This window comes from Caulobacter sp. CCUG 60055, assembly GCF_022750545.1.
Taxonomy (GTDB): Bacteria; Pseudomonadota; Alphaproteobacteria; order Caulobacterales; family Caulobacteraceae; genus PUIC01.
In genome coordinates, this window is the sequence record NZ_PUIC01000015.1 from 36,977 (window position 1) to 61,868 (window position 24,892).

The window sequence follows — 24,892 nt, forward strand, 5'->3', positions numbered from 1 at the left end:
ATCATCCGGCCCCTGTCTGACGAGCCCTGTTTTCCGGATAGCCATGCGCCGCGACGTCCTCGACCTGCGTGAATTCTACGCCACTCCGCTGGGAGCGGCCGCGCGCGAGATGATCTCGCGCAAGATCGCCGAGGCCTGGGGCGACGCGCGCGGGCTCGACGTTCTGGGCCTGGGCTACGCCACCCCGTTCCTGGAGGGCTGCCGCGCCGCCGCCCGGCGGACGGTGGCGGCCATGCCGGGCGCCCAGGGCGTCGAGGTCTGGCCGCACGGCGCCGAGGGCGAGGCCAACCTCGCCTGCCTGGTCGACGAGCGGGCCCTGCCGCTTCCCAACGCCCTGTTCGACCGCATCCTCATCGTGCACGGCCTGGAGGAGAGCGACGATCCGGCGGCGGTGCTGCGCGAGGTCTGGCGCGTGCTGGCGCCGTCGGGGCGGGTGATCATCGCCGCCGCCAACCGGCGCGGGCTGTGGTCCAACACCGAGGGCACGCCGTTCGGGCACGGACGGCCCTTCACCCGCCGGCAGCTGGAGGAGGCCACCCGCGAGGCCGAGCTCGAGCCGGTGGCCTGGTCGCGGGCGCTGTACGCGCCGCCGCTGCAATGGACCGCGCGCTGGGCCGAGAGTTTCGAGCAGGCCGGAGCCTGGCTGTGGCCGCGCCTGTCGGGCCTGATCCTGATGGAGGCGGTCAAGCAAACCTATGCGGTCAAGCCGCGCGGCCACGGGGCCCGCGCCCGGGTGTTCAACCCCGGCGCCCTGCAGCCGGCGCCGGCGGGCGTGCTCAGCGGCCGCGCGGCCGCGGCGGGCCTGGACGGGACGCAGGAGCCGGCGCGGATGCGCGCGTCCGGCGCGCCTTCGACGAAAACCGCCGTCCTGGCCGCGTCGAAGGCTTGACGGCCTTGGACGCGGCGGTCAATTCGCCCTAGCTTTCAGGAACCAGCCCGCCGCGACGAGGGAACGACGCCATGAAAATGATCACCGCGATCATCAAGCCGAGCCGCCTCGACGCCGTGCTGGAGGCGGTGACCGAGGCGGGCGCCTCGGGCCTGACGGTGACGGAGGTTCGCGGCTACGGGCGCCAGAAGGGCAAGACCGAGGTCTATCGCGGCGCCGAATACGAGGTGAAGCTGCTGCCCAAGGTCAAGCTGGAGATCGCCGTCTCCGGCGACATCGTCGACGCGGTGGTCGAGGCCATCGCCGCCACGGCCAACACCGGCAAGATCGGCGATGGCAAGGTGTTCGTCACCGACCTCGAGCAGGCTCTGCGCATCCGCACCGGCGAACGCGACGCCCAGGCCATAACCGGTTGACGAAGGACTGGCGTCGCATTTGCGTCGATTTCTGCTGACATGTGGGGTGCGGCGCCGCTATTTCGCCCCATGGGCGCCGCCTGTTCAGCGCGGCGCGCTATCGCACGGCTGCAACAAGTCGGACATGGCCGGGCGACATACATCGGCGAGAGTTCGGGCGAGTGAGTGGGGGAACCCTGGAATGAAGCGTTTTCTTGCGGCCGCTGCCATCGCGCCCCTGTGCTTTGCAGCGGTCGGCGCGCGCGCCGAGACGCAGATCACCAACGGCACCTCGAATCCGGTGGTCAGCTCCAAGGCCAACAACGGCGCGCCCGATGACGTCCACATCACCACCAGCGGCTCGGTGACCCCGTCCGGCGGCGTCGCCGTGACGATGGACAGCAGCAACAACCTGAACAACGAAGGCGTCATCCGCATCCAGAACGTCGACAACGCCACCGGCGTTCAGGTCAACGGCGGACAGACCGGCTCGGTGACGACCACCGGCACCATCCAGATCGACGACACCAAGGGCTATTCCGACAGCAACGGCGACGGCATCAACGACGGTCCCTGGGCGAACCAGTCCAAGCTGTTCGGCATCCGCGTCGTCGGCCCGGGGACCATGAACGGCTCGATCACCCAGAGCAGCGGGTCGATCATCGTCAAGGGCAACGATTCGGCGGGCGTCTCGGTGGAGACCGGGCTCAACGGCTCGATCACCCTCAACGGCTCGACCACCATCTCCGGCGACCGCAGCTTCGGCCTGCACGCCCTGGGCTCGATCTCGGGCTCGGTGGGCGTCGGCGGCACCATCAGCGCGTCGGGGACCAACGTCGTCGGCGTGGCCCTCGACGGCCCGGTCGCCGGCGGCCTGACCATCGGCGGATCGGTGATCTCGACCGGCTATCGCCTGACCACGCGCCCGATCGACGCGGTCATCGCCAAGATGACCCCGGACGAGATGCTGCAGGGCGGTCCGGCCGTGCGCATCCAGGGCGACGTGCTCGGCGGGATCCTGGTCAACGCCACGCCGGCGGTGACCGACAGCAAGGGCAATGTGACGACGGCGGCCACCACGGCCACCGTGACCAGCTACGGCCAGGCCCCGGCCATGGTCGTCGGCGGGCCCGGCTCGGTCCATATCGGCCTGGCCGGCACGGGCGCCGACGCCTACGGCCTGCTGATCCGCGGCAACGTCCAGGGCTTCGGCATCTATGACAACATCACCGCCACCGGCGTTCAGATCGGCGGCCAGGGCGGAACGGTCCAGGTCGACGGCGGCGTCAAGATCGGCGGCATCGTCAACGCCGCCAGCTACCAGGCCAACTCCACCGGCCTGAAGATCGGCGCCGGCGCGACCGCGCCCACGGTCCGCGTCGACGGTTCGCTGACGGCCACCACCACGGCCAGCGGCGCGGTCAACGTGCGGGCGCTGCAGATCGACGCGGGCGGTTCGGTTTCGACCCTGACCAACACCGGAGCGGTGGTCGCCACCGTGAACGGCGCGGCCGGCAACGCCACGGCGGTGCTGGACAGCGCCGGCTCGCTGTCGCTGATCCAGAACACCAAGACCATCGCGGCGGTGATCGCCCCGACCTCGACCACCGACGTCGTCACCGGCAGGAGCATCGCCCTCGACCTGCGCGCCAACACCGCCGGCGTGACGGTGCAGCAGACGGCCAACAGCGATTCGACCGTCACGCCCGCCATCATCGGCGACGTGCTGTTCGGCTCCGGCGCGGCGAACCTGCAGCTGATGGCCGGCACCCTGACCGGCGCGGTGTCGTTCGGCTCCAACGCCGACAGCCTGACCATCGGCGGCAACGCGGTGATGAAGGGGGCCCTGACCGACGCCGGCGGCGGCCTGAACGTCAACGTCGCCCAGGGCACGCTGAACATGACCAACGCGGCGACGCTGAACCTCAGCGCGCTGAACGTCGGTACCGGCAGCTCGCTGATCTTCACCGCCGACCCGGCCGCCGGCCAGTCGGGCAAGTTCGTCGTCTCCGGCGCGGCCACCCTGGCCGACGGCGCCAAGATCGGCATGAACTTCGCCTCGAAGCTGACCGCCCCGGCCACCTTCACGGTGATCAAGGCCGGCTCGCTGACCGTGGGCTCCCTCGATCAAAGCCTGATCGGCGCGACGCCGTGGTTCTACACCGCCAACGTCACCACCAACGCCGGCGCCGGCACGGTCGACGTCAACGTCCGCCGCCGCACCGCCGCCGAGGCGGGGCTGAGCGGCGCGCGGGCCGCAGCCTTCGATTCGATCTTCGGCCAGTTCGACAGTGATCCGACGGTGCGCGACGCCCTGTTGTCCAAGACCGATCAGGCCGGCTTCAACCGGCTCTACAACCAGTTCCTGCCCGATTATGCCGGCGGGCCGTTCGACGGCCTGGCCCAGGGCGCGCGGGCGATCATGCGCACCCAGGCCGAGGATTCGCGCGGCCTGAAGACCGACGAGAACCGCGCCTGGGTCCAGGAGATCTCGTTCGCCTCGCACCGCAACGCCAGCTCGGCCGGCGATCCGGGCTACGACGTCAACGGCTTCGGTTTCGCCGGCGGCGTCGAATCGGCGGACACCGCCGTCGGCACCTTGGGCGCGACGATGGCCTTCCTGACCACCGACGTCGACGAACAGAGCCAGCTTCCCGACGCCTCGCTCAACGCCTCCATGCTGATGGGCGGCGTCTACTGGCGCGGCCAGCGCGGCGGTCTGCACATGGACGCCAGCCTGATGGGCGGCTTCACCTGGCTGACCAGCACCCGCTACCTGATCGACTACAACGTCGCCGGCGCCCAGACCCTGCGCCGCCAGGCCAAGGCCGACTGGCTGGGCGGCATGGCCGCCGCCCGCTTCGGCGTCCACTACGAGGCCGAGTTCGGCCGCTACTACGTGCGGCCGGCGGCGGTGGTCGACTACATCATGCTGTACGAAGGCTCCTCCACCGAGAAGGGCGGCGGCACGGCGATGAACCTCGCCGTCGATTCGCGGACGACCCAGCAGCTCGGCGCCGAGGCGACCATCGCCTTCGGGGCCCGCTTCGGCGGCCCGGACCTGCGCTGGGGTCCGGAGATCCAGGTCGGCTATCGCGCCGTGGTCGGCGATCCCGGCGACACCACCGCCCGCTTTGTCAGCGGCGGCAACGCCTTCACCCTGTCGCCGTCGGGCTACGACCAGGGCGGCCTGCTGCTGCGGGCGGCGCTGCGCGGCGGCGGCGCCTACGCCTACTTCTCGGTCGAGGCGGGCGGCGAGATCCGCAACGACTACCAGAACTACGAAGGCCGCTTCGTGGCCCGGTTCCTGTTCTAGCGAAGACGGGGCCTCAGGCCCCGAACAGATCGTCCGAAGGGGCGGGGGCGGCGGGAGCCGGCTCCGCCCTTTTCGCGTTCGCGTCTCGCCGGCTGAGCATGAAGATCGCCGCCTCGGCCCGCCAGTTCTCGACGGCGCGGTCCGGGTCGATCGGCCGGGCGGCCTTGCCGTCGGCCAGGGCGGCGCAGGCGTCGACGCGCAGGCCGAGCCCGGCGCACAGGTCGGTGAAGTCGCGCAGCGTGCACAGATGGATGTTGGCCGTCGCCCACCAGGGGTCGGGCAGGGCGCCGGTGTTGGGCATGCGGCCGGTGGCCATCAACGACATGCGCACCCGCCAATGGCCGAAATTGGGGAACGAGACGATGGCCCGGTCGGCGATGCGCAGCAGCTCCTGAAGCACCGTCCGGGGCTCGCGCACGGCCTGCAGCGTCTGGGACAGCACGGCGTAGTCGAAGGCCCGCGACGGATAGGCGGCCAGGTCGCGGTCGGCGTCGCCCTGCACCACCGCCAGCCCGCGCGCCAGGCAGGCGGCGACGCCCTCGGGGCTGATCTCCAGGCCGCGGCCGTCGACATGCTTCTCGCGGGTCAGCAGGTCGAGCAGGGCCCCCTCGCCGCAGCCGATGTCGAGCACGCGGGCGCCGGGGCGGACCAGCCGCAGGATCTCGCGGAAGTCGGGACGGATGTCGGTCAAGCCGGGCTCCCGGCCGTCAGGCCCCGCGCCTCGCCGGCCGCGTCCAGGAAGCCGCGCAGCGCCGCGTCCATCACCGGCTCGTCGAGCAGGAAGGCGTCGTGGCCCTTGTCGCTGTCGATCTCGACGAAGCTGGCGCGCGCGCCGGCGGCGTTGAGGGCCCCGACGATCGCCCGGCTCTCCGAGGTCGGGTAGAGCCAGTCCGAGGTGAAGGACAACACGCAGAACCGCACGTCGCGGGCCTTGCGGAAGGCTTCGGCCAGCACGCCGCCATGGGCCTCGGCCAGGTCGAAATAGTCCATGGCGCGGGTGATGTAGAGGTAGGAATTGGCGTCGAAGCGGTCGACGAAGCTGGCACCCTGGTGGCGCAGGTAGCTCTCGACCTGGAAATCGGCGTCGAAGCCCCAGGACAGGCCGTCGCGCTGCAGCTCGCGGCCGAACTTGCGCTGCAGCGCCGCCTCGGACAGGTAGGTGATGTGCGCGGCCATCCGCGCCACCGCCAGCCCCTTCTCAGGGCGCTTGCCCTGCCGGGCGTAATCGCCCGCCGCCCATTCCGGGTCGGCCATGATCGCCTGCCGGCCGACCTCGTGGAAGGCGATGTTCTGCGCCGAGTGGCGGGCCGCCGAGGCGACGCACACCGCCGAGAACATCATTTCCGGATAGTCGGCCGCCCATTGCAGCACCTGCATGCCGCCCATCGAGCCGCCGACCACGGCGAACAGGGTCTCGACGCCGAGGGCCTCGACCAGCATGCGCTGGGCGCGCACCATGTCGGCGATGGTGATGACCGGGAAGGACAGGCCGTAGATCCGCCCGGCCGCGGCGTCCTCCGACGACGGCCCCGTGGTGCCCATGCAGCCGCCGACGACGTTGGAGCAGATGATGAAGTGGCGGGCCGGGTCGAGCGGCCGGCCCGGCCCGATCAGCCGCGTCCACCATCCCGGCTTGCCGGTGATCGGGTGGGGCGAGGCGACGTGCTGGTCGCCGGTCAGGGCGTGGCAGATCAGCACCGCGTTCGAGCGGTCGGCGTTCAGGCGGCCATAGGTCTTGTAGGCGATCTCCAGGCCGTTCAGGCGCGCGCCGGAGTCCAGGCGCAGCGGCCGGTCCTCGCCGAAGCGGTGGACGCCGCCGCCGATCTCCAGGGTCTGCAACAGGGATCCGTCTTCGCCCATCAGCGCCTTGGAGCCCCAGCGCCGGGCCCTGTCAAGCGCGACGGCTTTCACCGGCGGCGGTTCGCGGCTATGAACGCCGCTCCGTGCGCGCCCAGGCGCGCGCCGACGCGGGAAGACGCCATGCAACGCCTGATCCTGATGCGCCACGGCAAGGCCGAACGGGCGACGGCCGGCGGCGAGGATTTCGAGCGGGCGCTGGAGCCGCGCGGCCGTCGCGACGCCGCCCTGGTGGCCGAGGCCCTGCGCGTGGCCGGGGCGGTTCCCGACACCGTGCTGGTGTCGCCGGCGCTGCGCACCGCCCAGACCTGGGAGGCGGTCTCGGCGATCTTTCCCGAGGCGCGCGGCCGGCGCATCCCGGCGCTCTACCATGCGCCCGCCGAACGGATCGCCGAGCTGGTCGAACAGGAGACCGCCGCCGGCGCCGGGACGCTGATGGTGATCGGCCACAATCCCGGCCTGCACATGCTGACGCTGGACCTGTTGCGCCAGGGCGCGGCCCCGCCGTCGCTGATGGCGGCGGTCGGCGCGCGCTTCCCGACCTCGACGGCGGCGGTGTTCGGCGTCGACGCCGCCGGCCGGCCGGCCTACGAAGGCCTGTTCCTGGCCAAGGACCACGGCGGAGGCGGCGGCGAATGACCCTGATCTACAAGATCCTGCCCTCCGTGGAATGGGAGGCCGCCCGGATCGCCGGCCGGTTCGACGGCTCGGCGATCGACCTTGCCGACGGCTACATCCACCTGTCGGCCGGCCCTCAGGCCCAGGAGACGGCGCGCAAGTACTTCTCCGGACGCGGCGATCTCGTCCTGCTGACCGTCGAGGCCGACGCCCTCGGCGAGGCCCTGAAATGGGAGCCTTCGCGCGGCGGCGACCTTTTCCCGCACCTCTACGCCGCGCTGGATGTCGGGCAGGTCCTGGCCGCGCGTCCGCTCGAGCTGGACGCCGAGGGCGTCCCGGTCCTGGGCGCGCTGGCGTGAGCCTGCTGCACGATCTCGGCGCCCGGGCCATGCGGGCCTGGGACCCGGAGGACGCCCACGGCCTGGCCGTGCGGGCGCTGAAGGCCGGGCTCGGCCCCCGCGACCGCCAACTCGACGATCCGGCCCTCAGCGTGCAGCTGGCCGGCCTGCTGCTGCGCAACTGCGTCGGTCTGGCGGCGGGGTTCGACAAGAACGCCGAGGTTCCCGACGCCATGCTGGCCGCCGGCTTCGGCTTCGTCGAGTGCGGCACCGTCACCCCCCTGCCGCAGCAGGGCAATCCGCGCCCGCGGCTGTTCCGCCTGACCGAGGACCGGGCGGTGATCAACCGCATGGGCTTCAACAACGAGGGCCTGGAGGCGTTCGCCGCCCGTCTGGCCGCCCGCCGCGCCCGCTCGGGCGTGGTCGGCGCCAACATCGGCGCCAACAAGGACTCCGACGACCGGGTGGGGGACTATGTCGCCGGCCTGCGGCGGCTGTGGGGGAGCGCCGACTATTTCACGGTGAACATCTCCTCGCCCAACACGCCCGGCCTGCGCGCCCTGCAGACCCGCTCCGCCCTGGAGGAGCTGCTCGGCCGCCTGGCCGAGGCCAGGCGGGCCCTGGTGGCCGCCAACCGCGACCGGCCGATCTTCCTCAAGGTCGCGCCCGACCTGGACGACGACGAGATCGAGGCCATCGTCGACACGGTCTGCGCCCACGGCCTGAACGGGATCGTCGTCTCCAACACCACGATCGAGCGCCCGGCCAGCCTGGCCTCGGCGGCCCGCGACGAGGCCGGCGGGCTTTCCGGCGCGCCGCTGATGGCGCGTTCGACCGAGGTGCTGCGGCGGTTCCATCAGGCCCATACCGGGCGGCTGGCCCTGATCGGGGTCGGCGGCGTGGCCTCCGGCGCCGACGCCTACGCCAAGATCCGCGCCGGCGCCTGCGTGGTCCAGCTCTACTCGGCCATGGTCTATGAGGGGCCGGGCCTGGTGGCGCGGATCAAGCGCGACCTCGCCGCGCGCCTGCGCGCCGACGGCTTCAACGCCGTCACCGAGGCGCTGGGCGTCGATTGAGGAGGCGTCTTGCCGCGCGGCCTGGGTCGGCCCAGGGTGAGGCTCGGGTGAATCCATGTCCTATCTGAAGCGTTTCGGGCCGCTGGCCCTGGTCGCCGCCGTCCTGATCTGGGCCTTCGCCAGCGGCGTGGCCCAGCGGCTGGCCCCCCACAACGCCCTGCACGAGCTGGAGGCGCGCCGCCATGTGCTGGAGGCGATGGCGTCGGGGCATCCGGCGGCGGCGGTGGCGGGCTATGTCTGCGCCTACGCCCTGCTGGTCGGCTGTTCGGTGCCGGCCTCGCTGTTCATGACCCTGCTGGGCGGCTTCCTGTTCGGTCCTTGGCTGGGCGGGGCGGCGGCGACCGTCGGCTGCGCGGCCGGATCGGTGCTGATCTTCGCGGTCGGCCGCACCGCCCTGGGCGACCTCCTGCGCGGCCGCGCCGGCGGGGCGATCGCGCGGATGGAGGCGGGGGTGCGCGACAACGCCTTCCTGTTCCTGATCTCGGCGCGGCTCTTGCCGGTGCTGCCGTTCTGGCTGACCAACCTGGCCTCGGCCTTCGTGGCGATCCCGCTGCGCACCTACGCCCTGGCCACGCTGATCGGCGTGCTGCCGGGTTCCTTCATCTACGCCGGCCTCGGCGCGGGCCTCAAGCGGGCCATAGACGCCGGCGGCCGGCCCAGCCTGGCCCTGCTGGCCGATCCCCGCATCCTGGCCCCGCTGTGCGCCCTGGCCGTGCTGTCGCTGGCCCCGATGCTGCTGCGTCGCCGCCGTCGCGACGGAACGATTTGATCCTAATGCCGATTGCCGCGTTTTCGAGGCTGGCGCGCATTCCGGCTTGATTGCTCAAACCGCCGCCGTGAGGTACCGGGAAGGCATGGCGGACCCCGTCGCCGACGACTCCCCTCCGCTGGCGGAGGAACCGGACAAGGCCGGTCAGCGCGCGCGCCGCTTGTTCTGGCCGGGCGGCCTGTCCTCGCGCCTGCTGATCCTGACGGTGCTGTTCGTCGCCCTGGCCGAGCTGCTGATCCTGCCGCCGGCCCTGGCCCAGTTCGAGGAGGGCTGGCTGCTGGAGCGGGTGCGCACGGCCGAGGTGGCCTCGGTCGGCGTCGAGCTCGCCCCCGACCAGGTGGTCAGCTCCAGCCAGGCCAGCAAGCTGCTCAACGGCGCCGGGGTGGTGCTGGTGGCGGTGCAGAGCGACGGGGTGCGGCGGTTGCTGCTGGCCTCGCCGCTCGACCAGACGCCCTATCTGGTCGACCTGCGCGAGAACAACCTGGCCTCGGTGTGGAGCGCGCCGTTCCAGACCCTGTTCGGCGGCGAGGGGCGCATGGTCCGGGTGGTGGCCAAGCCGCGCTATCGCGACGGCGACTTCATCGAGATCGTCGCCCCCGACGCCCCGCTGAGGAAGGAGCTGGTCGGCTACCTGATCCGCCTCCTGACCCTGACGGCCCTGACCACGGCGGTGGCGGGGGCGGTGGTCTACCTGTCGCTCAACGCCTTCCTGGTGCGGCCCATGCAGCGCATCACCCGCGCCATGGAGCGGTTCCGCGCCGACCCCGACGATCCCCGCGCCCACATCCAGCCCTCGAACCGCCGCGACGAGATCGGCCGCGCTGAGGCCGAGCTGGACCGCATGCAGGCCGACCTGCGCGCGGCGCTGAACTCGCGCGCCCGGCTGGCCGCCCTCGGCGAGGCGGTGGCCAAGATCAACCACGACCTGCGCAACATGCTGACCAGCGCCCAGATCGCCTCCGAGCGGCTGGCCCTGTCGGGCGATCCGCGCGTCGCCCAGGCCCTGCCGCGGCTGGAGCGCGCCCTGGACCGGGCCGTCACCCTGGCCTCCGACGTGCTGGCCTATGGCCGCAGCCAGGAAACCGCCCCCAATCCCGGCCCGGTCGCCCTGCTGGCCGCCGTCGACGCCGCGGCCGAGGACGCCGGCCTTTCCGACGAAGGCGTGCGGCTGTGGACCGACATCGACCCCGGCGAGGCCGTCAGCGCCGATTCCGAACAGCTGCACCGCATCCTGGTCAATCTGCTGCGCAACGCCCGCGAGGCCATCGAGGGCGTCGAGGGCAGGGCCGGCAAGGGCGAGGTGCGCGTCAGCCTGGACCAGGACGACGGCCACAGCCTGGTCCGCCTGGCCGACAACGGCCCCGGCGTGCCCGAGCGGGCGATCGAGCGCCTGTTCTTGCCGTTCGGCGGTTCGGCCAAGTCGGGGGGCACGGGTCTTGGCCTGGCCATCGCCCGCGAGCTGGCCCAGGGCCACGGCGGCGACCTGACCCTGGCCGAGAACGGCCCCTCGGGCGCGGTGTTCCTGCTGCGCCTGCCCGGCGTGATCGAGCCGGAGACGCCGCCGAGGACGGGCCGGCGGCCGAGGACCCGCACAGCCTGACGCGCCGGGCGCGGGCCCGGTTGACAACGCCAACCCCAGGGCGAAAAGTCCGCTCGCGCAACTGTTCGCGCGCCTTCGTCCGCATCACCTGGGGAGACGATCGATGGCGAGCTGCGGAGCCTGGTACTACAAGGACGTCCCGTGGAAGAAGGACAGCCTGGTGTGGGTCAAGGCCCACAGCCGGTCGGGCAAGACCACCCGCAGGGAGCTGGGCAACCTGGCCATGCGCAACGGCGACGCCCAGGAGTTCGCCCTGGCCCTCGACTACGTCAAGATATCCAACGGCGAGGGGCGCAACCCCTTCGGCTGCGCCGAGCCGCGCGGGGTCTACGAGATGCTGCACCGGGGCGCCGCCATCAATCAGATCTTCATCGGCCTGACCTACGAGCTGCGCGGCGAGGGCGACAACGAACAGGCCCGCTATCTCAAGCCGTGCCCGTGCTGCTCGCAGTGGCTGACGCCCCAGGACCGCCAGGGCGTCTATCAGGTGGACATCAAGCGGCTGGCCGCCCTGCGCGACCTGCGCCTGGCCAGCATGTAGCCCGCGCCGTCTTACCGCCGCCGGCCGCGTCTAGGGCCTGACCAGCACCACGCCGAAATGCCGCCCGCGCGAGGCGGCCTCCAGCGCGGCCGGGGCCTGTTCGATCCCTTCGACCACCACGTGCGGAAAGCCGATCTCCCCGCGTTCGAGCCATTCGCCGAACCGCCGCGTCCATTCGGCGCGGGCCTCGGGATCGTCGTCGGCGCTGTAGCCGCGGATCGACAGCCGCTTCAGCAGCAGCGGGAAGGAATCGATCATGGCCGGGGCCGTGCGGCCGGTCCCCGACGCCGCCAACTGGCCGGACAGGGCGCCCAGCACCAGTATCCGCCCGCCCGGCCGGACGCTGTCAACCGCGGCCGAGAACTGGTCGCCGCCCACCAGATCCAGCCACAGGTCGATCCCGTCGGGCGCGGCGACGGCCAGTTGCGCGATCAGCGGCCCGGCCTCGCGCGCCAGCCCGACGTCGTAGCCCAGCTCGTCGACCAGGCGGCGGGCCTTGGCCGGGCTGCTGGTGGCGCCGATCACCCGGCCGGCGCCCAGCAGGCGGGCGATCCGCCCGGCCATCGAGCCGATGGCGCCGGCGGCGCTGGAGACGAACACCGTCCCGCCCTGGGGAACGGCGGCCCCGCGCGTCAGGGCCGCATAGGCGGTCCAGCCGTGCGACAGGTGCGCGGCCCGGTCGGCCAGATCGTCGGCGACCTTCAGGCAGGCCGCCGCCGGGACGCAGGCGTACTCCCGCCAGCCCGCCCGATGCAGCACCAGGTCGCCGGGCGCCAGGTCCGCGCCGGGCCCGGCGGCGACCACCTCGCCCAGCGCCTCGCCGGCCAGGGGCGCGCCCTCGGCGATCGGCGGGAACGGCGCGTCCGGCGAGGCCTCGGCGCCGGCGCCGATCGCCATCCGGATCGAGGCGTCGACACGGAAATAGAGGTTGCGCGCCAGCACCTCGCCGGGGCCGGCGACCGGGATCGGCGCGGCCGCGACCGTCAGGTGCCGGGCCTCGGGCAGGCCCTCGGGCCGCCTCGCCAGACGAACTTCCCGATGCATGCAATGGCCTCCGGTTGCGCGCTCCGGGGGATGGAGCGCAATATGAGCGAAACGCTCACATTCTTGCCAAGGCGGCCCGGATGGCTACTCGCGTTCGCGAAATGCGCAAAAGCCCGCGACAGCAAAGGTCTCGGGCCACCGCCGAGGTGATCGTGACGGCGGCGGCTCGCGTCCTGGCCGGCGGCGGCTGGGGCGGCTTCACCACCAACGCCGTGGCGGCGGCGGCGGGCGTCAGCATCGGCTCGGTCTATCAGTATTTCGCCGACAAGGCGGCGTTGCTGGAGGCCGTCCGCCGGCGCCATCACGAACAGGTCCTGGCCGTGCTGGCCGAGGCGGCGGCGCGGCCGCCGGCCGAGCGCGCGCAAGCCCTGATCGACGGCATGATCGTCGCCCACGGTCCCGCGCCCGGTCTCCATCACGCCCTCCTCCAGCAGCGCCCCGCCTCGGACGGCGCGCTGGACCGCGAGTTCGAGGCCGAATACCTGCGCCTCTACGCCGCCCTGTTCCCGGACGGCGGGGACGCCGCGTTGGCCGCCCGCGTGCTGGCCTCGGCCGTCGAGGGCGTCATCCACGACGCCGCCTGCGCCGGCGGGCTGGAGGGGGCCGTCCTGCGGCGCGAGCTGACGACGCTGGCGAGCGCCTACATGGCCGCCCGCGTCGCGGGCGGTCCCTGGCCGGAAGGCGCGACGCGGCCTATCACCGCCGGAACGGCGCTGGACGCCCAGGCTTGCGAGGACCAATGAGCGACCCTTCCGATTCCGACTACGTCTATGACGAGGCCTCGGGCGAATGGATCACGGCCGGCGAGGCGGCGGCGAAATCCGCCGCCGCCGGGCGGGTCGAGGTGCGCGACGCCGTCGGCAACCTGCTGGCCGACGGCGACAGCGTCGCGCTGGTCAAGGACCTCAAGGTCAAGGGCGCTGGCCAGACCCTCAAGCGCGGCGTGGTGATCCGGTCGATCCGCCTGACCGGCGACGACCAGGAGATCGACTGCCGCTACGAGGGGATCAAGGGCCTGGTCCTGCGGGCCGAGTTCGTCAGGAAGCTCTGAGCGCGAAGCGGGGCTCAGTAACCCCGCGCCACGCCTTCGCGGCGGGGATCGGCGCCGCCCTCGTAGCCGCCGGGGCGCTTGACGATCCCGTGCAGGCCCGAGGCCTCGTTGGGGTTGGGCTTCAGGTTGACGCCGCGCTCGGCCAGGCCCTTGGCCACCTCGGGCGGGAACTGGGTGGAATCGCCGACGAACCAGTCGCCCTTGGCGATCAGGTTGGGCAGGGCCAGCGCGTCCTGCATCGACATCTTCCAGTCCAGCGTCGCCACCAGCGCCTTGAGGTTGTAGGCGATGATCGAGGTGCCGCCGGGCGAGCCGACCGCCTCGACGAAATCGCCCTTGCGGTCGAAGACGATGGTCGGGGCCATGGTCGAGCGCGGGCGCTTGCCGCCGGCCACGGCGTTGGCGGCGGGCTGGCCGTCCGCCTCGGTCGGGCTGAACGAGAAGTCGGTCAGCTGGTTGTTGAGGAAGAAGCCGCCGACCATGCGGCCCGAGCCGAAGATGCTCTCCACCGTGGTGGTCATCGAGGCGACATCGCCTTGCGCGTCGACGATGACGAAGTGGGTGGTGCCGCCCGGCTCCTTGGTGGCGTCCTTGCCGACCGCCGGCGCGCCCTTGGGCCGGCCGGGCGCGGGGGCGGGGCCGGCCGTCTCGCCGATCAGCTTGGCGCGGGAGGCGACATAGGCCGGGTCGAGCAGGCCGTCGACGGGCACGGCGACGAAGGCCGGGTCGCCGACATAGTGGTCGCGGTCGGCGTAGGCCAGGCGGCTGGCCTGGGCGAACTGGAACCAGGCCTGCGGATCGGCGGCGTTGCGCTTGTCGATGTCGGTGTGTTCGAGGACGCCCAGCGCCTCCAGGAGGCCCACCCCGCCCGACGGCGGCTGCGGCGCGCACACCACATAGACGCGGTAGGGCCGGCACAGGGCCTCGGTCTTGCGCGGCTGGTAGCCCTTGAGGTCGGCCAGGGTCATGGCGCTGGAAAGGTCGCCCTGACGCACGCGCTCGACGATGGCCTGGGCGATCGGGCCGTCGAGCAGGGCGGCCGGCCCCTCGGCGGCGATCTTGCGCAGGGTGGCGGCGTAGGCGGGGTTCTTCAGGGTGTCGCCGGCGGCGTACTTGCTCCCGTCCGGCTTGGTGAAATAGGCGACCGCGTCGGGGGCCGAGGCCTGGGGCGCGGCGCTGCGGATCATGCCGGCCAGCCGGGGGCTGACCTTGAAGCCGTCGTCGGCCAGGCGCACGCCCTCGTCGAACAGCGAGGCCCACGGCCGCGCGCCGTGCTCCTTCTGCGCCATCGACAGCATGGCCACCGCTCCGGGCACGCCGGTGGAGCGGCCGCTGAGCACGGCCGCGAAGAAGGGCAGGGGCTTGCCGTCCTTGCCCAGGAACAGGTCCGGCCCGGCCGCCGCGGGGGCGACCTCGCGCCCGTCATAGGCGCTGACCTTCTTGGTCTTGGCGTCGTAATAGACCAGGAAGGCGCCGCCGCCGACGCCGCTGCTCTGCGGCTCGACCAGGCCCAGCACCGTCTGCACCGCCACCGCCGCGTCGGCCGCCGTGCCGCCGGCGCGCAGCACCTTCAGGCCGGCCTCGACGGCCAGCGGGTTGGCGGCGGCCACCATGGCGTGCGGGGCCAGGGCGGCGGGCTTGGCGGCGGGGGCGGGTTTGGCGGCGGCTGGGCGCCCGGCCGGACGGGCCTGCGCCGCCAGGGGCGCCGCCGCGCAGGCGGCCAGCAGGACGAGGGAAAGGGCGAGGCGGCGCATGGGCATGCTTTCCTGTGGACGCGGCTGCGGATGCGCGCCTTTAGACGAAGACGACTGCAACATAGCGAGCAGGGCCGGCCATGAAAGGCTTGGCCGCGCCGTCGCCGCCCATTTTCCGCGTAACGCCGCCGCCGATATCGCCAAGGCCCGGTCCTCCGCCGACGTCGATTTGGCGGTCGCGCCGGGGCGTGCGAAAAAACCTCAGAACCCCGCTTGCATCCTCCAACAACCGAGGCTAGGTTCCGCGCCCTCGCCGTAAGGCAATGCGCGCCCGTAGCTCAGCTGGATAGAGCATCAGACTACGAATCTGAGGGTCGGACGTTCGAATCGTTCCGGGCGCGCCATTTCGGTTCAAAGGCGCGAACGCCTAGCACCGCCGCCTCTACGCCAGAGGCGGCGGTTAGGGTTCGGAGCAACTCACTGCGCAGGCCGCGAATCCGAACCTCCGTCTTGCTGACCACCTCGACGCGCTGCGCGACCGCCCGGATATGATCGCGGGCAAATGAGCCATCGCCCTGACGCAGCTTCTTGCGCGCCGCCATCGCAAAGGCACGCAGGCTCTCTGGCGTGATCGCAGGACCGATCTTCTCGATATGCGCCACCGCCCGCTCGGCATCGCCCCTGGCTTGATCGCGGGTTGCCGTCAGTTCGGCGATCCGATCCTTGAGCGACGAATCGCTCACGTCGATCACACCATTCTCGATCGCGTCATAGAGTCGCTTGAGCTTCGCTTCGGCCTCGGTCGCGCGGCGCTCCAGATCGGCGACATGGAGCCGCCGCTGATCCACCCATTCGTCGCGGCGTTCGAGAATCTGATCCATCATCTCTTCAAGCCGCTTCGGATCGAGCAGTCGCCACTCTAGATGCCCGACTACGGCTTCGTTCAGCCGATCCATCGGGACCGTGATGCCAGGGCAGCCCTTCGCGCCCTGCCGCGCCTTCGTGGAGCAAGTGTAATAGCGATACTCGCGGCCGACGCTGCTGGTGCCGGTGCGCAGCGTCATTGCGCCGCCGCAGCACGCGCAGAAGCAGATACCCGTGAGCAGCGTTGGGCCGCCCACGGCCATCGGCGGCATCATCTTCGGGCTGCGTGCCTTGAGCGACCGCTGCACGGCCTCGAACTCCGCCTCCGAGACGATGGCGGGCACTTCCATGATCGCGTGCTCGCTCTCGGGCTTGGGGGCTTTGGTGCGATAATCCCGATAGTTGAACTTGTGCTGGCCGATATAGGTCGTGCGGGTGAGCACCTGATGCACGGCTCCAAGCCCCCAGCGCCCGCCGTCGCGGGTGCGGATATTGTTGTCGTTGAGCCAGGTCGCGATTGCCTTGAGGCCCATCGGCCCGTTGTCATCAACGCCGTTCAGCGCCATCCGGTAGATGCGCCGCACCGTCTCGGCCTGGATCGGGTCGATCTCCAGCTTCTTCTTGATCTTCGCGCCGCGGTGGCCAGCCTCGACGATCCGATAGCCGATGGGTGGCCGCGCGCCGTTCCAGAAGCCTTGCCGCGCATTCTCCTTCATCGATCGCAGCGTGTGCTTGCCGTTCTCTTTCGACTGATATTCGTCGAACAGCGTCATGATCTGGCGCATCATCACGCTCATCGGATCGTCGCCCAAATCTTGCGTAATCGAGATCAGCCGCACGCCATTCTTCGCCAGCTTGCGGACGTAGAACTCGAACTGAAACTGGTCGCGGAAGAAGCGCGAGAAGCTGTGGACCAGGATCACGTTGAACGGCGACGGCTTCTGCATCGCTGCGTCGATCATCGCCTGAAATGCCGGCCGACGATCATCGGTCGCGGTGTTGCCCGGTTCGACGAACTCGGCCGCGACCTCCCAGCCGCGCGACAGGCAATAGCCTTCGATCTGGCGGCGCTGGTCGGGGATCGACAGGTCGCTCTCGGCCTGGCGGCCGGTGGAAACGCGCAGATAGAGCGCGGCGCGAGCTATTGCCATGACCGGCGGGGTGTCCTCGACGCGAAGGGCGGCGTCGGTCATGGCCTTATCCTCCTTAGTTCACGGCAGGGGGCCGAACAGGTCGTCCAGCTCCTTGCGCAAATGGCCTTCGATGACGCGCAACTCGGCGTCGCCGATCGGCACCCGCTCGGGCCAATCGTCCGTGACCGCGAATGGCCCGCAATCTTTGATGGCGCGAGCGCGGGACGGCGCGCGCTTCGCTGGCGCCTGCATATAGTCGTGCAGGTCGTCGAGACCGTCCGACCAGCCGCGCGGCGCGCGACGACGACGTTTGCGAGACAGGGCCATGCGCCGATGCTGATGCCCGGCTGGGCTGGGTGCAAACGGTCCGGCCCGGCGTAGCGCAGATAAGTGTTCAGGGCGGCTTTGCCGCCGAACGCCGCGTCGCGGCCCGTGGTCGCCAGCGCCATCGCCGTTACTCCTCCGACTCGAAGCTGCGGTTTTCGCGGCAATGCCAGAGGCGCAGAATGAAGATGGTCGCCGCTACGAGCTCGTAGCGCATCTCGTAATTGCCCACGATGATCCGGCGGACCTCGCGCGGCTCATAGGCTTCCAGCTTCTCGCCGATCCTCGGATAATCGAGCAGCCGATCCGGTGCGTGGGCGAGCTGCTGGACCACGCGCGCTGCCGCTTCGGGCGCGACCGGGCTCAGATGCTCGTGCAGACGCACAAGGTCCGACGACGCCTTGCTGGTCCACTGGATCTTCATTTGATCGGTGAGGGCAGCGGTTTGTCCGTCCCAAGGCTGTCGGCCCATGCCGTGATCGCCTGGTGGTCGATCACCCGTCCGGCATCGACGTCATCAAGGGCTTCGAGCGTCATCCGGTGACGTTCCTCCTCCTGATCGACCCATGCGGCGAGCGCTTGTTTCATCACCCAGCCGCGCGAGCGTTCGAGCCGCGAGGCCATCGCTTCAACCTTTTCCGCGAGCCCCAAGGGGACGTGCGCGGTCAATACCTTCGTCTCAGTCGCCATGTTTATCACCTGCCATCAATCTGATTAAAATATAATCGAAATGACGAGAAAGGCAAGTTGGGCGGGGGGGGCGCCTCCCTGCGGGACCGCCGCTCTATCTCCGCTGCACTCCGACCGAGCCCCTGACGGGTCTCGTCCCTGCCGGGTGACGATCAGCATGGCGGGTTGGCGCTGACGCGCTGGTTGGCAATCCGCATCGCGGATTGTCGCTATTCAATGCTGCGGAGATCGGGCCAGGGCTGCGCCGGCCCGATCGCGCTGCTGTGTCGTTTCACTCCCGCGATGGGGTGGGCGTCGCTTCCCTTTAGGCCCGCCGCGCCGGGCCGCAACGCGCGTGGCCGCGCTTACTTCCTCTTCGTTCCAGCCCTTCGGGTGCGTCCCGGCTCCGTCGGCGGGCCTGCCGGTCGCTTCTTCGCCGCCCACCCCATTCCGGGGTGAGTGCGGTTTTTAGGAGAAGTGTGATGAACGCTGTTACCGAAACCGTTGCTGCCGAGCCTGTATCGGGCGTCGAGATTTTCGTGCCGCTCGCCAAGCTCAAGAAGTCCCCGCGCAACGCCCGTAAGGTGCCGCATGGGGAGGCCGCTATCGAGGCGCTGGCCGCGTCGATCCAGCATAAGGGGCTGATCCAGAACCTTGTCGTGGAGCCGGAAACCAAGGAGGACGGGACGCCGACCGGCTATTATCTCGTTACCGCTGGCGAGGGCCGCAGGCTGGCGATGCTGCTGCGCGCCAAGCGCAAGCAGATCAGGAAATCCGAGCCGGTGCGCTGCTGGCTGGATACCGCCAACGATCCGTCCGAGATCAGTCTGGACGAGAACGTGACCCGGACCCCGATGCACCCCGCCGACCAGTTCGAGCGGTTTGCGGAGCTTTCCAATGATAAAGGCTGGGGCGCGCAGGAGATCGGCGCGCGGTTCGGCGTGTCGGCGGGCGTGGTGAAGCAGCGGCTTCGCCTTGGCGCTGTCAGCCCCAAGCTGTTGCAGGTCTATCGTGAGGATGGGCTGACCTTGGATCAGCTTATGGCCTTCGCCATCACCGAGGACCATGCCCGGCAGGAGCAAGTGTTTGAGGGCCTGCATCACAATCGCGAACCTTGGATCATCCGGCGCGACATGACCGCCGCCAACGTGCCCGCCGATGATCGCCGTGCGGTATTCATCGGGGCCGACGCCTATGTTGAGGCCGGCGGCAATATCATCCGCGACCTGTTCAGCGAGGACCGTGGCGGGTTCTTCGAGGATGTGGGCTTGCTCGATATGCTCGCCGCCGAAAAGCTGCGCGACATTGCGAGCGAGGTGCAGGCCGAGGGCTGGAAATGGGCCGAGGCGCATATCGACTATCCTCATGCCCACGGGATGCGGCGTTTCTATCCGCAGCCCATCGCCCTGTCCGACGAGGACGAGGCGCGGCTGGACGCGCTGTCCGCCGAGTATGATACGCTTGCCGATGGCTATTCGTCCTATGACGAAATGCCCGAGGACGTTGCGGCGAAGCTGGAGGCGGTGTCCGACGAGATCGACACGATTTCGGCCAAGCGTTCGGCCTACGACGCCAATGTGATCGCGCATGGTGGGGCGTTCGTCGTGTTGCACCATGATGGCAGCGTTCGAGTCGAACGTGGTTTCGTGCGGCTCGAGGATGAGGCGCTGGCCGACCCACAGCCCGAGCCGGAAGAAGGCGATGCGACCGTCCCGGAGACCGGGAAGGACGAGCGGCCGGAGGATGGCGATGAGGACGTGCAGGACGTTGAGGAGGAAGAGGAGCCGGGCAAGCCGATTTCCGACAGCCTCACCCGCGACCTGTCCGCGCATCGGACGCTGGCGCTTCGCGTGGCGCTGGCCGATCAGCCCGATACGGCGTTGATCGCGCTGACCCATACCCTGACCGCGCAACTGTTCTACAGCTATGCCGAGGCCGGTTGCCTTGAGGTTCGTCCGACCGTGACCCCCCTGGGAAGCCATGCGGACGGGATCGAAGACACGCCCTTGGCGGCGCGGGCGAGCGCGCAGCATGAGGCATGGGCCGAGCGCATGCCGCGTGACGTGGCTGACCTGTGGGACTTCATCGTCGGACTGGCGGACGAAAAGCGCATTGCGTTGCTGGCGCATTGCGCGGCGCGCACCGTCAACGCACTGCGTCTGCCGTGGGACCGCAAACCCCGCTCGCTGCAAACGGCGAACAGGCTGGCGACCGAGCTGGCACTGGACGTGGCGAGGGACTGGACACCTACCGTGGACAGCTACCTTGGCCGTGTCACCAAGGCGCATATCGTGGAGGCCGTCGCCGAAGGCGTGTCGGAGGATGCCGCCCGCCGTATCGCGGACATGAAGAAGCTGGACATGGCGCAAGCCGCCGAGCAGCTTCTGGCCGGGACCGGCTGGCTGCCCGCGATCCTGCGGACGCCCGAGCCGGAGGCGGAGCAGCCCGCGACCGTCGAGGCCGAGGACGCCGGGACCGTCGGGGAGGACGGCGAAGCGTCCTTTGCCGTCGCCGCCGAATAGCGGCATTGGGCCGGGGCCGCGCGAGCGGCTCCGGCCTTATCCTTCGACCGGAAAAATCGCGGCGGCGCGCTTGTCGCGCGCCGCCGCTGTTCGATCAAGGTGCGTCCTGAAGGCCCAGCAAGGTGCGGTGAGCCTTCTCCAGGCGGTCGGGTTGCCGGCCTTCCTTCATCATGACTTCGAAATAGCGGGTACAGCGAAGCATCGCGTCGAGCGCGAAGGACAGCGCTTTCGGGATCTCCGTTTCGAACGGACCCAGAATATTGGTCACGCCGCCTTTGCCATTTCTCTTCTTCAAGCCATCGAGACTGCTGCTGGACAGATGGCCGTAAAAAGCGCTGACCAAACGATATTCGAGATAACCCGACCGTTTCGGCATGGTCTGGGCGATCTTTTTAACACTGAGGCTCTTTCGTTTGGCTAGCTTCGCAACGTGATGCGCCTCGCGCTTCAGCGACGCCGCGACAACGGCGGCATCCGAGGGATGCTCTTCGCGAAGTAATATCTCCCGTTGGATCGCATTGTCGTGCTCGTCGATCTCCAGCGCTTCGAGCGCCTTGAGTGGATCGGTGGCGAGCAGGCTCAGCCAGAATCCCACTTCGTAGATCGCGCGCACGGCGCCCGCCGCTTCGATGGCCATGGCGCGTTCGGCCAGCATGACAGATGCCGCGAACGCGTTCATCGCGCGCCCATACATGCGCACCGCTGTCGGGGCTTGCGCATCAGCCGGCCCACCATTGCCGGCGTCCTGATGTTCCTGGAAGAGCCAGGTGGCGTAACGATTAACGTCGCGCGCCAGGTCGAATCATGGCGCATAATTCTCGATGTAGATCGCCCGCCAGTCCTCGATCAGGGGCGAGAGCAATCCTTCCTCCGCCAGTCCCTCGCGAGGGTCTTGGTCTTCCCGCTGGTAGTCGTGATTCGTCATCGCACCGGCGTAGCATCTTCGCGGGAATGATGGGCGCTACTGACCTCCTCGTTTCGCGCGTGTGCGCCACGATCGCTTTGTCCCTCTGCTATTCCTAGCCCGGCGCTGCCCAAACAGCCTCCCCAATGGCTGGTCTGCCCGAGGCCGTTCGCCTTCCCGCAATGGCGGATCGCCACTTTTTTCCGCCGCCTGCGGCTTTGCATCGCGAGGCAAAAAAGCGGCGCTCCGCCATCCTCCGCTGCGCTGCGGCCCTTCGGGTGCGCGGTCGATCGTCCCCAGCCGACGAAACGCCATCGAGGCCGCGATGGGCGCGGTCCGAGCAAGCAGGAGAATACGACATGGCTACGATCGGTACCTTCACCGCCAACAGCAAGGGCGAGTTCGCCGGCGTCATCAAGACGCTTACCCTCAACACCAAGGCGACCCTCCGCCCGGTCGACAAGGACGGCGAGAAATCCCCCGACTTCCGCATCAGCACCGCTGACATGGACATCGGCGCGGCCTGGAAGAAGACCAGCCGCGAAGGCCGCGACTACATCTCAGCCAAGCTGGACGACCCGAGCTTCCCGGCTCCGGTCTACGCCACGCTCTCCGAGAGCGACACCGCCGGCGAATACGTCCTCATCTGGTCGCGCTGACCAGCCAATGACGCCCCGCTCCTCGGAGCGGGGCGTCATTCTCGTCGAAACAGCACGCCGTCTTGACGACAAATGCAAAGCCGTCCCAATCGACGATTACGTTCTGCCGAGCTTCTGTTACTGCGGGTCGAGGGGGGATCGTGGCTCATCTATCAGTAACCGCGTTAGCGTCCGAGACGATGGCTGCACTCACACATGCTGCGGTCCAGGCATCGTCGACGCCGTTACCTGTCGCAGCGCCGCCTGCTTCCAGTATGGTCGTGTGGGCGGCGATCATCGGCGCAACCAGCGCGCTACTCGTCTCGATATTAAAGGACTATCTCTTCGAGCGTTTGAAAGAACGGCGCGTCAGGGAGCAATCGGAGGCTACTGTATATCGTCAGTATCTGGCGCCGCTAAGCGAGTCCTGCGAGAAGATCGTCTGGCGATCGAAAGAAATATTTATCGACAAGCGGCATGCGTTTTTGAAGACTTCCACGCTTCCGTTAGATTTCAACGCCTACAAGCGGATCAGCACACTCTACAGGATCGCGACGCTGATCGGGTGGATTCGGGGGATGAACCTTGAGTTGCGTGCCCTGCCGCGTGGAAAAACAAACGTCGCCACGCCGATTTCAAAGCAGATCGCAGCTTTTCAAAAGGCGCTCGCGGACGGACCACACGTTGAACTCCATCGCCTGACGCGACTTAGCGCCCTTTGGGGTATCGATCTCACAAGGCTCGATCAGACCTGCCAAGCAGCCCTAGCCATGCGCTTCGAAGTGGAGGCTCACACAGCCACTGAGGGTAAACTGAAATCAGACCCCGATCACCTTCGGAGTCTTCCCGTCGATAAAAAGTTGGAAATTTGCCGACGTCTTGCCGCGTATCTCGCCAAGGAAACGGGGGGCAAGGCGCCGGATGACGATGTTGTAAGAGAAACCGTAGAGCGCGCCGTCGGCGGATTGTCCTACCGTGAAGCGCTGCTCTATCGCGATTGGCAGGACGCGCTGGGCGACGCGATGATTGAACGAGACCCGGATTCTGTCCGGCGGTTCCGTATCATCGGATATGAGAAATTCACGCGGCTCCTGGAAACCGATGCTCCTTGGTTCGCGGTGCTCTCCAGAAGCATCGACGACATAGACTTTGACGAAATCGACCCCAGTGATTTTCGGTCGCAGCAACTGCGGGATTTGTCGGCTGCCGTCGCTTCCATCCTCATCGGCATCGCCGGAACCAAGGATGCATCTCTAGTCGACGCGACGACCCTTGAAGCCGCGGCCGGATTACAAAAGGCAATTGCGGAAGCCACTCAGACCGCAGGAGCATGATGTAACAATGGAGATGATCAGCGTCCCGATTTCCATAGCGTCGCTCGCCGTTTCGGTCGGTACCTTCTGGTTGGTCCTTCTTCGCCGAGGGCGCTTGGCAATGACGATGCCGACGATCGTGTTTTTCGGCCATGACATCGTGCCAAAACCCACACCTAAGATCTTCCTTCGGACGCTGCTCTACAGCACCGCTGCTCAGGGACAGGTTGTCGAAGGCATGTATGTTAAGGCGCTCAGGAACGGCACCGAACGGACGTTCAGCTTCTGGGGTTATGGCGAAACCGAGAAGCTGTCCGCCGGCAGCGGTCTATATATCAGCCGTGCGGGGCTGGCCGCCAATCATCATTTCGTTCTTTCCGTCCATGAGGACGAATATCGGTTCGAGCCCGGCGATTATGCGATCACTGTCTATGCCCGCGTCGTCGGGCGACGGAAGCCCCTCAAACTTTCCAGCATTTCCATCACGCTCAATGATGAGCTGGCGGCAGAGCTTCGACTACAAAGGGGTGTACTCTTCGAGCGGAATCTGGACGGCCGCTACGAGGGGCACGCCCGCGACAGATGACCTGCCGACCGCGTCTATGATTCCCCACGGCTAAGCGATCGGGCCGAGATCGTTGGGGAACAGAGAAGGATGCGGTTCGAGCCGACTGACATTTTCGGGATATGTGATGTCGAAGCGCTAGCGCCGGGAAGCGCTTGCTTTGACAACAACAAGGGGCTTGGGGCGCTGCCCCTGGCGCCCTTCGGAGCGGCTTCCGCCCAGCTTCCTCCACGCTTCGCGTTCCGTGCAGCCGGTTCCCCGCGAAGCAGCCCACTCCGGTTGCACCCCCGGTCTCGCCGACGGGCAGGGTTTCAGCGCGGCGCTCCGCTGCGCGGAAACCCAAGCCCAAGGAGTCCAGCCATGTATCATCAGCTTGCCACCCGGTTCGGCCGCAATGCCCACCAGATCAGCGGCAGGGAGCCGCTCGACAATGAGGCACTGTATCGGCACGTCCCGTCCATCTTCGCCCGCGAGGCACACGACAGCCGGTCGGATCGCTACGTCTATGTTCCGACCATCGACATCGTGGAGGGGGTGCGCCGGGAAGGATGGTTCCCGTTCTTCGCCGTGCAGTCCGTTCCCCGCGACGGCAGCCGCCACGGCCACGCCAAACATATGCTGCGCCTGCGCCGTGCTGACGGCATCGGCAAGCCCGAGGCCGCCGAGGTCATCATCGTCAACAGCCATGACGGGACCAGCGCCTATCAGATGTTTGCCGGGATGCTGCGGTTCGTCTGCACGAACAGCATGATTGTGAATCGGCGTGGAAAAT

General features: G+C 68.9%; 24 protein-coding genes, 1 tRNA gene and 1 pseudogene. 18 read left to right on the forward strand and 8 right to left on the reverse strand.

From position 1 onward, the window contains the following. The first annotated feature begins 43 nt into the window (after window positions 1-43). The 3 genes from C5708_RS17285 (at window position 44) to C5708_RS17295 (ending at window position 4,600) form a co-directional block, all read left to right on the forward strand. The gene (locus C5708_RS17285; RefSeq protein WP_242923029.1) at window positions 44-889 is read left to right on the forward strand and encodes a class I SAM-dependent methyltransferase; all 846 of its coding nucleotides are present in this window, start codon (window positions 44-46) and stop codon (window positions 887-889) included. 71 nt (window positions 890-960) lie between these two features. After that, window positions 961-1,305 (forward strand): P-II family nitrogen regulator, encoded by a 345-nt coding sequence (locus tag C5708_RS17290; RefSeq protein WP_242923031.1) that lies wholly within the window; start codon window positions 961-963, stop codon window positions 1,303-1,305. A 181-nt stretch (window positions 1,306-1,486) separates the two neighbouring features. Next, window positions 1,487-4,600, forward strand: a complete 3,114-nt coding sequence (locus tag C5708_RS17295; RefSeq protein WP_242923033.1) for an autotransporter outer membrane beta-barrel domain-containing protein — start codon at window positions 1,487-1,489, stop codon at window positions 4,598-4,600. Window positions 4,601-4,613: 13 nt separating this feature from the next. Here C5708_RS17295 and metW read toward each other — a convergent pair whose 3' ends face one another. Both metW and C5708_RS17305 read right to left on the reverse strand, forming a co-directional pair. Beyond that, a complete protein-coding gene (metW, locus tag C5708_RS17300; RefSeq protein WP_242923035.1) occupies window positions 4,614-5,291 on the reverse strand; it encodes a methionine biosynthesis protein MetW in 678 nt (225 codons plus the stop codon). Further along, window positions 5,288-6,460, reverse strand: a complete 1,173-nt coding sequence (locus C5708_RS17305) for a homoserine O-acetyltransferase (RefSeq protein ID WP_242923036.1) — start codon at window positions 6,458-6,460, stop codon at window positions 5,288-5,290. Before C5708_RS17305 ends, metW begins: the two co-directional genes overlap by 4 nt. 120 nt (window positions 6,461-6,580) lie before the next feature. Here C5708_RS17305 and C5708_RS17310 point away from each other — a divergent pair, with 120 nt between their 5' ends. The 6 genes from C5708_RS17310 to C5708_RS17335 all read left to right on the forward strand — a co-directional run bounded on the left by C5708_RS17310 (window position 6,581) and on the right by C5708_RS17335 (window position 11,399). Continuing rightward, window positions 6,581-7,096, forward strand: a complete 516-nt coding sequence (locus C5708_RS17310; protein ID WP_242923037.1) for a histidine phosphatase family protein — start codon at window positions 6,581-6,583, stop codon at window positions 7,094-7,096. After that, a complete protein-coding gene (locus C5708_RS17315; protein ID WP_242923038.1) occupies window positions 7,093-7,434 on the forward strand; it encodes a DUF952 domain-containing protein in 342 nt (113 codons plus the stop codon). Before C5708_RS17310 ends, C5708_RS17315 begins: the two co-directional genes overlap by 4 nt. A 2-nt stretch (window positions 7,435-7,436) precedes the next feature. Continuing rightward, window positions 7,437-8,489: a quinone-dependent dihydroorotate dehydrogenase gene (locus C5708_RS17320; RefSeq protein ID WP_278254037.1), complete on the forward strand. Its 1,053-nt coding sequence runs from the start codon at window positions 7,437-7,439 to the stop codon at window positions 8,487-8,489. 55 nt (window positions 8,490-8,544) lie between these two features. After that, the gene (locus tag C5708_RS17325; RefSeq protein ID WP_242923039.1) at window positions 8,545-9,258 is read left to right on the forward strand and encodes a VTT domain-containing protein; all 714 of its coding nucleotides are present in this window, start codon (window positions 8,545-8,547) and stop codon (window positions 9,256-9,258) included. A gap of 85 nt (window positions 9,259-9,343) precedes the next feature. Continuing rightward, window positions 9,344-10,858, forward strand: a complete 1,515-nt coding sequence (locus C5708_RS17330; protein ID WP_242923040.1) for a HAMP domain-containing sensor histidine kinase — start codon at window positions 9,344-9,346, stop codon at window positions 10,856-10,858. A 103-nt stretch (window positions 10,859-10,961) separates the two neighbouring features. After that, a complete protein-coding gene (locus C5708_RS17335) occupies window positions 10,962-11,399 on the forward strand; it encodes a hypothetical protein (RefSeq protein ID WP_242923041.1) in 438 nt (145 codons plus the stop codon). Between the two features lie 30 nt (window positions 11,400-11,429). Here C5708_RS17335 and C5708_RS17340 read toward each other — a convergent pair whose 3' ends face one another. Then, window positions 11,430-12,443 carry an NADP-dependent oxidoreductase gene (locus tag C5708_RS17340; protein ID WP_242923042.1) on the reverse strand — a complete coding sequence of 338 codons (1,014 nt, stop codon included), beginning with the start codon at window positions 12,441-12,443 and terminating at the stop codon, window positions 11,430-11,432. Window positions 12,444-12,523: 80 nt separating this feature from the next. Between C5708_RS17340 and C5708_RS17345 the strand changes: the two genes are divergently transcribed. Then, window positions 12,524-13,186 (forward strand): TetR/AcrR family transcriptional regulator, encoded by a 663-nt coding sequence (locus C5708_RS17345; RefSeq protein WP_242923044.1) that lies wholly within the window; start codon window positions 12,524-12,526, stop codon window positions 13,184-13,186. 50 nt (window positions 13,187-13,236) lie between these two features. Beyond that, the gene (locus C5708_RS17350; RefSeq protein WP_242923060.1) at window positions 13,237-13,494 is read left to right on the forward strand and encodes an alkylphosphonate utilization protein; all 258 of its coding nucleotides are present in this window, start codon (window positions 13,237-13,239) and stop codon (window positions 13,492-13,494) included. 14 nt (window positions 13,495-13,508) lie between these two features. On the opposite strand, the gene ggt is transcribed toward C5708_RS17350, so the two are convergent. Then, window positions 13,509-15,248: a gamma-glutamyltransferase gene (gene ggt, locus C5708_RS17355; protein WP_242923046.1), complete on the reverse strand. Its 1,740-nt coding sequence runs from the start codon at window positions 15,246-15,248 to the stop codon at window positions 13,509-13,511. A gap of 267 nt (window positions 15,249-15,515) precedes the next feature. Between ggt and C5708_RS17360 the strand changes: the two genes are divergently transcribed. Together C5708_RS17360 and C5708_RS17365 are read left to right on the forward strand one after the other, a co-directional pair. Further along, window positions 15,516-15,592: transfer RNA gene (locus C5708_RS17360), tRNA-Arg, on the forward strand. 249 nt (window positions 15,593-15,841) lie between these two features. Next, the gene (locus tag C5708_RS17365; RefSeq protein ID WP_241213342.1) at window positions 15,842-16,111 is read left to right on the forward strand and encodes a hypothetical protein; all 270 of its coding nucleotides are present in this window, start codon (window positions 15,842-15,844) and stop codon (window positions 16,109-16,111) included. A gap of 9 nt (window positions 16,112-16,120) precedes the next feature. On the opposite strand, the pseudogene C5708_RS17370 reads toward C5708_RS17365, so the two are convergent. The 3 genes and pseudogenes from C5708_RS17370 to C5708_RS17380 all read right to left on the reverse strand — a co-directional run. Then, window positions 16,121-17,245 (reverse strand): annotated as a pseudogene (locus C5708_RS17370) (recombinase family protein); the annotation flags it as partial. Window positions 17,246-17,639: 394 nt separating this feature from the next. Beyond that, on the reverse strand, window positions 17,640-17,933 hold the full coding sequence (locus tag C5708_RS17375) for a type II toxin-antitoxin system RelE/ParE family toxin (RefSeq protein ID WP_086129724.1): 294 nt from the start codon (window positions 17,931-17,933) through the stop codon (window positions 17,640-17,642). After that, entirely contained in the window at window positions 17,930-18,178 is a 249-nt protein-coding gene (locus C5708_RS17380) for a ribbon-helix-helix domain-containing protein (protein ID WP_242923048.1), read from the reverse strand. The genes C5708_RS17375 and C5708_RS17380 overlap by 4 nt, the downstream gene beginning before the upstream one ends. A gap of 482 nt (window positions 18,179-18,660) precedes the next feature. On the opposite strand from C5708_RS17380, the gene C5708_RS17385 reads away from it, so the two are divergent. Then, window positions 18,661-20,700: a ParB/RepB/Spo0J family partition protein gene (locus C5708_RS17385; protein ID WP_086129726.1), complete on the forward strand. Its 2,040-nt coding sequence runs from the start codon at window positions 18,661-18,663 to the stop codon at window positions 20,698-20,700. Between the two features lie 94 nt (window positions 20,701-20,794). Here C5708_RS17385 and C5708_RS17390 read toward each other — a convergent pair whose 3' ends face one another. Beyond that, on the reverse strand, window positions 20,795-21,394 hold the full coding sequence (locus C5708_RS17390) for a hypothetical protein (RefSeq protein WP_086129727.1): 600 nt from the start codon (window positions 21,392-21,394) through the stop codon (window positions 20,795-20,797). A 569-nt stretch (window positions 21,395-21,963) separates the two neighbouring features. On the opposite strand from C5708_RS17390, the gene C5708_RS17395 reads away from it, so the two are divergent. The 4 genes from C5708_RS17395 to C5708_RS17410 form a co-directional block, all read left to right on the forward strand. Next, window positions 21,964-22,263 carry a DUF736 domain-containing protein gene (locus C5708_RS17395; RefSeq protein ID WP_086129728.1) on the forward strand — a complete coding sequence of 100 codons (300 nt, stop codon included), beginning with the start codon at window positions 21,964-21,966 and terminating at the stop codon, window positions 22,261-22,263. 179 nt (window positions 22,264-22,442) lie between these two features. After that, a complete protein-coding gene (locus C5708_RS17400) occupies window positions 22,443-23,576 on the forward strand; it encodes a hypothetical protein (protein ID WP_137861103.1) in 1,134 nt (377 codons plus the stop codon). A 7-nt stretch (window positions 23,577-23,583) separates the two neighbouring features. Next, entirely contained in the window at window positions 23,584-24,141 is a 558-nt protein-coding gene (locus C5708_RS17405) for a hypothetical protein (RefSeq protein WP_086129730.1), read from the forward strand. 339 nt (window positions 24,142-24,480) lie between these two features. Continuing rightward, window positions 24,481-24,892: DUF932 domain-containing protein (locus C5708_RS17410; protein ID WP_242923050.1), on the forward strand; the 412-nt coding region annotated here is incomplete at its 3' end.

Excerpts from the sequence above, each read along its gene's own strand:
- C5708_RS17285 (WP_242923029.1), top strand. The coding sequence starts at position 44 with ATGCGCCGCGACGTCCTCGACCTGCGTGAATTCTACGCCACTCCGCTG.
- C5708_RS17290 (WP_242923031.1), top strand. The coding sequence starts at position 961 with ATGAAAATGATCACCGCGATCATCAAGCCGAGCCGCCTCGACGCCGTG.
- C5708_RS17295 (WP_242923033.1), top strand. The coding sequence starts at position 1,487 with ATGAAGCGTTTTCTTGCGGCCGCTGCCATCGCGCCCCTGTGCTTTGCA.
- C5708_RS17305 (WP_242923036.1), bottom strand. The coding sequence starts at position 6,460 with ATGGGCGAAGACGGATCCCTGTTGCAGACCCTGGAGATCGGCGGCGGC.
- C5708_RS17310 (WP_242923037.1), top strand. The coding sequence starts at position 6,581 with ATGCAACGCCTGATCCTGATGCGCCACGGCAAGGCCGAACGGGCGACG.
- C5708_RS17315 (WP_242923038.1), top strand. The coding sequence starts at position 7,093 with ATGACCCTGATCTACAAGATCCTGCCCTCCGTGGAATGGGAGGCCGCC.
- C5708_RS17325 (WP_242923039.1), top strand. The coding sequence starts at position 8,545 with ATGTCCTATCTGAAGCGTTTCGGGCCGCTGGCCCTGGTCGCCGCCGTC.
- C5708_RS17330 (WP_242923040.1), top strand. The coding sequence starts at position 9,344 with ATGGCGGACCCCGTCGCCGACGACTCCCCTCCGCTGGCGGAGGAACCG.
- C5708_RS17335 (WP_242923041.1), top strand. The coding sequence starts at position 10,962 with ATGGCGAGCTGCGGAGCCTGGTACTACAAGGACGTCCCGTGGAAGAAG.
- C5708_RS17340 (WP_242923042.1), bottom strand. The coding sequence starts at position 12,443 with ATGCATCGGGAAGTTCGTCTGGCGAGGCGGCCCGAGGGCCTGCCCGAG.
- C5708_RS17345 (WP_242923044.1), top strand. The coding sequence starts at position 12,524 with ATGGCTACTCGCGTTCGCGAAATGCGCAAAAGCCCGCGACAGCAAAGG.
- ggt (WP_242923046.1), bottom strand. The coding sequence starts at position 15,248 with ATGCGCCGCCTCGCCCTTTCCCTCGTCCTGCTGGCCGCCTGCGCGGCG.
- C5708_RS17365 (WP_241213342.1), top strand. The coding sequence starts at position 15,842 with ATGCGCCACCGCCCGCTCGGCATCGCCCCTGGCTTGATCGCGGGTTGC.
- C5708_RS17375 (WP_086129724.1), bottom strand. The coding sequence starts at position 17,933 with ATGAAGATCCAGTGGACCAGCAAGGCGTCGTCGGACCTTGTGCGTCTG.
- C5708_RS17385 (WP_086129726.1), top strand. The coding sequence starts at position 18,661 with ATGAACGCTGTTACCGAAACCGTTGCTGCCGAGCCTGTATCGGGCGTC.
- C5708_RS17390 (WP_086129727.1), bottom strand. The coding sequence starts at position 21,394 with ATGTATGGGCGCGCGATGAACGCGTTCGCGGCATCTGTCATGCTGGCC.
- C5708_RS17395 (WP_086129728.1), top strand. The coding sequence starts at position 21,964 with ATGGCTACGATCGGTACCTTCACCGCCAACAGCAAGGGCGAGTTCGCC.
- C5708_RS17400 (WP_137861103.1), top strand. The coding sequence starts at position 22,443 with ATGGCTGCACTCACACATGCTGCGGTCCAGGCATCGTCGACGCCGTTA.
- C5708_RS17405 (WP_086129730.1), top strand. The coding sequence starts at position 23,584 with ATGGAGATGATCAGCGTCCCGATTTCCATAGCGTCGCTCGCCGTTTCG.